Raw genomic sequence first — 3,709 nt, forward strand, 5'->3', positions numbered from 1 at the left:
CGGTTGTGCAGGTCCAGGGCGATGCGCTCGGCGTTGCCCGGGCTGCTTGCGTCGGCGGGGATGGCCAGCGCGGGCACGAAGCCGGCCAGCAGCGCCGTGGTGACGGCGACAGCGATGGCGAGGCGGCTGAGGGGCTGTGCGGTCATCGGAGGGTCCCTTCGTGGTGACCGAGGTGGAGCGCGTACGAAAGGGATCGGCTCCTCGGCGTAGAACGTGACCCTCCAGGCCCAAGAAACCCGGATTGCCGACCCGATCGGGGGATCCGACCGGACAGGGCGGACGGGCTGAGGGACCGGCCCGTCCCGGTCTGTTCCCCCCCATTGGAGGTTGCGGAGGGCCGCCGGAGCCCGTCGGTGGCGTACCTCGTGCTGGTCGTCGCGTCGGCGGACTCTGCGCAACCGTCGGCGTCCGGGCGACTAGCTGAGGCCGTCGGCTCCCCTTGGTGGAGACCAGCCGCCACGCGGCGGAGACAGCCCGACGAAGGCGAGTCGGAAAGCAGCACGAGGCCGATGGCGAACGAGCCGGCGACCTCGAAGACGAGCCCCATGATGATGGGCGGCAGGAAGCCGCCGCAGCCCGACGGTGGCTGGACCGATCGGCGGTGCGAACGCCGTGACGATGGCGGCGAATCCGACGACGACCAAGGCGATCGCGCGTGACCTCGCCGCTCTCTACGCGCTCACGTTCGGGGGGTTCGACGCCTTCGGGGCGTACCTGCCGACGTACCTCACCAAGGCGTAGCGCCTACGTGCTGAGGGGTGTCGACCGGGGCCTCGACCGCAGGGGGCCGTTCGGCCCCTGCCTGGGCCGTGCGGGCGCGAGATCCTTGTGGGTGGTCACGCCTGGTCTGGTCCGTGGTCATGGCCGTGGAGCAGTTGGCGAACCTCCGAGGCGCGATAACGGCGGTGGTTGCGAAGGACGCGGATGGAGGACAGCTTCCCAGCCTTGGCCCAGCGGGTGACTGTCCTGGGATGCACGCGGAAGATCTGCGCGACCTCCGAAGGCGTCAGCAGGTCCTTTTCGTTCCTGTTCATCGCATGTGTTCCGTCGGACCTCCTGATCGCGGTATCGCACCCGGGGAGAGCAGGGTTCGCGTGTTGCGGTCGGCCGGTGGCGTCGGGAGCGATGCAGCAGGGTTGTGCAGGTGGGTCTCGATGAGCCACACGGGCTGGCGGGCGCCACCACGTACGGCGGTTTCGGGATGCAGGAACCACATCCGCTCCTCTGCTGCCGGCACCCCTGCAGGGCGGTCGTGTTTCTGCTGGTGTGACAGAGCGCGTGTGAGAAGGGCCAGTGGGGGGCCAAGGCGGCGCCATGGCCCTGGCGGCCAGCGGGTGGCGGGCGCCGGCCCGGAGACTGTGTGCGGCTGGATAGGTGGGGGGCGCTGTGGGAGCAGCGTCGCGGTCGGGGGAAGAAACGCCGCTCGGCTCAGTCGCCGCGTGGGATGGTGGGCGTCTTGCAGCGCGGGGGGGATGTGGTTGGGGGCGTCGCACCGCCACGAGCGGTAGATCCATGCCGCCGAGAGGCGGGGACCTGGGAGCCAGTCCAAGTTCGCCGCGGTCAGGGGAGACGGCGCGGTGGACGCCCGGATTGTGGGGTGCCCCGGAGATGGGGGCGGGGCCACCCGGCAGGTGGCTGGCAGCCGATGATCCTGGGGTGTGACGTGGGCGTTGCGGCGGCGGCGGACGGCCCAGGCGCCCAGCCGCGCGCCGCTCACCGTGATCCCGACGAGCGGCAGCAGCAAGACGATCAGCTGCAACGAGCTGACGGCGGCGCCGGCGGGATCGCCGGCCCGCCACGCGGCGATGAACAGGGCGCTGTGTTCGGTGAAGGACGCCCGGCCCATGGCCGCGGCCACGGGCAGGCGTGCAAGCAGCAGCGCCATGCCGGCGAGCAGGGCTGGGACGGTCAGCAGGACCCAGGCGACCACGCCGATGCGTGCTCCGGTCTTGAGGTCTGACAGCGTGGTGTTCGGCCGGCGGCCATGGGCGAGGCTCGACAAGACCGGGCGGATCCGAGCGAACAGGTCGGGCACGCCGGTGAGATCGCTGACGAGGTAGTAGCCGTCGAGGCGCAGGAACGGGATGAACTGGTGGAACACGACGAGGTATTGCACGGCGATCGCGACGAGCAGGGGCCGAAATCCCGTGACCCCGTAGGCGGCCGCGAGGGCGAGGATGAACACGCCGTTGAAGTACACGCCTCCGAGGTCCGCGCGCAGGCGGCCCCGTCGACTCAGCCGGTAGGAGTCGGTGAGGTCGTTGTAGAACGCCGGCCAGATCAGGTAGAGGCCGACGCCGATGACCCCCGGCCGGGCTCCCCCGTAGCGACAGGCGGTGGCGTGGCCCAGTTCGTGGAAGCCGCCCGAGAGGATCGTCAGCCCGGCCACGACCAGCAGCCAAGCGGGGGTGGCGAGCACCTGCGCGATCCCCTGGCTGACGTGCGCGCCGACGAGCAGCCAGGCGCTCACCCCGCTGACCGTGGCGAGTACGGCCAGGACGACCGGTGACCAAAACAGCGGCGTGAGGAGACCGGTTGCGACCTTGACCCAACGGTCGGGCAGGACCTTGCTGCGCAGGCTGAGCGCGAGCAGCGCCGGGGTGTTGGCGGACGGCTCCTGGGTTTGGTCTGGGTCGCCTTGCAGGAGGCCGGCGGGCCGCAGCTTCTCCGCGTACAGGTACGCCACGTCCTGCGCGGTCAGAGTCCTGCCGACGTCGGCGCCGACCCGGGCGGCGATTTCGGCGTTGCCCCGGTTGCCGTCGGTGTGGGTCGCCACGGCGTGGATCAGGTGGGTGACCTGCAGCAGCGCACCGTCGTGGCGGCGCACCAGATAGGGCACCGCGATCGATCCCGATCCCTGGTAGGCCCCGAGCAGCTCGGTGCCCTCAGCCAGCTGCGTTCGCTCGCCAGTCTTCGAGCCGACTGCAGTCGGGCCGCCATCCATACATGAACCTTCCGGGCCGAGGGCGGGGTGGGCGGCGCATAGCCGCCCACCCCTGTTGGGGAGCTCGGCGGCTAGCTGATGCTGACCTCGACGCCGGTCAGACCGACCACCGGGATGCCGAGAACCGTCACGGCCAGCATGAGGTCACGAGCGGGAAGCGCGACCACCGACTGCTGGTCCAGCTCATCCTGAGTGATGATATTCGTGGTATTAGCGTCTTGCATATAGTTGCAGCCTTTCGATAAGGTATTACTGACGCGCCCCTTTTACTAAGATTCGGTAGTCCCTGCAAGGGTAAAGCGATCTAAAGCAGAAAAAACACTCGACTGGGGGGCGGTGCCGCCCCCCAGCTTGGGGGGGCATCGTGGCGGCAGACAGGCGGACGTGCCGCCAGCCCGCAAGGCATGACCCGTCATGACGAGGGCCCACCCGGGTGGAGTTGCTCACTCCCTCTGAAGTCGCCGCACTGTTTGGAGTGGACGCCAAGACCGTGTCGCCCTGTTCAGACGAGGTTCATGGTGCGGGCGAGGAAGGATGCCATCTCTGCTCGGGTGACGCCTTGGTTGGGGCAGTAGCGGTTGTTGCTGCAGCCGCGGGTGATGTCGGCTTGGGCGATGGCGTTGATGGCGGTGCGGTGTTGTGAGGTGGCGATGTCGGTGAAGGTGTCGCTTGGGCGGCTGAGCAGGCCGCTGCGGGGGTCGGGCAGGGTCGTGGGCAGGTTGCGCGCTCGGGTGAGCAGCGCGGCCATCTGCGCGCGGGTGATCT

4 protein-coding genes are annotated in these 3,709 nt (G+C 69.5%); 1 reads left to right on the forward strand and 3 read right to left on the reverse strand.

The window, feature by feature from the left end; genetic code table 11:
* Window positions 1–618 precede the first annotated feature (618 nt).
* Window positions 619–741, forward strand: coding sequence for a hypothetical protein (locus WD250_13890; GenBank protein MEX2621300.1), 123 nt, complete (start codon window positions 619–621; stop codon window positions 739–741).
* Between the two features lie 289 nt (window positions 742–1,030).
* On the opposite strand, the gene WD250_13895 is transcribed toward WD250_13890, so the two are convergent.
* From WD250_13895 to WD250_13905, 3 genes are all read right to left on the reverse strand, one after another.
* A complete protein-coding gene (locus WD250_13895) occupies window positions 1,031–2,944 on the reverse strand; it encodes a hypothetical protein (GenBank protein MEX2621301.1) in 1,914 nt (637 codons plus the stop codon).
* A 71-nt stretch (window positions 2,945–3,015) separates the two neighbouring features.
* Window positions 3,016–3,168, reverse strand: coding sequence for a hypothetical protein (locus WD250_13900; GenBank protein ID MEX2621302.1), 153 nt, complete (start codon window positions 3,166–3,168; stop codon window positions 3,016–3,018).
* A gap of 278 nt (window positions 3,169–3,446) precedes the next feature.
* On the reverse strand, window positions 3,447–3,709 hold a 263-nt coding region (locus WD250_13905; GenBank protein ID MEX2621303.1), incomplete at its 5' end, for an S-layer homology domain-containing protein.

This window comes from Egibacteraceae bacterium (genome assembly GCA_040905805.1).
Taxonomy (GTDB): domain Bacteria; phylum Actinomycetota; class Nitriliruptoria; order Euzebyales; family Egibacteraceae; genus DATLGH01.

Excerpts from the sequence above, each read along its gene's own strand:
- WD250_13890 (MEX2621300.1), top strand. The coding sequence starts at position 619 with ATGGCGGCGAATCCGACGACGACCAAGGCGATCGCGCGTGACCTCGCC.
- WD250_13895 (MEX2621301.1), bottom strand. The coding sequence starts at position 2,944 with ATGGATGGCGGCCCGACTGCAGTCGGCTCGAAGACTGGCGAGCGAACG.
- WD250_13900 (MEX2621302.1), bottom strand. The coding sequence starts at position 3,168 with ATGCAAGACGCTAATACCACGAATATCATCACTCAGGATGAGCTGGAC.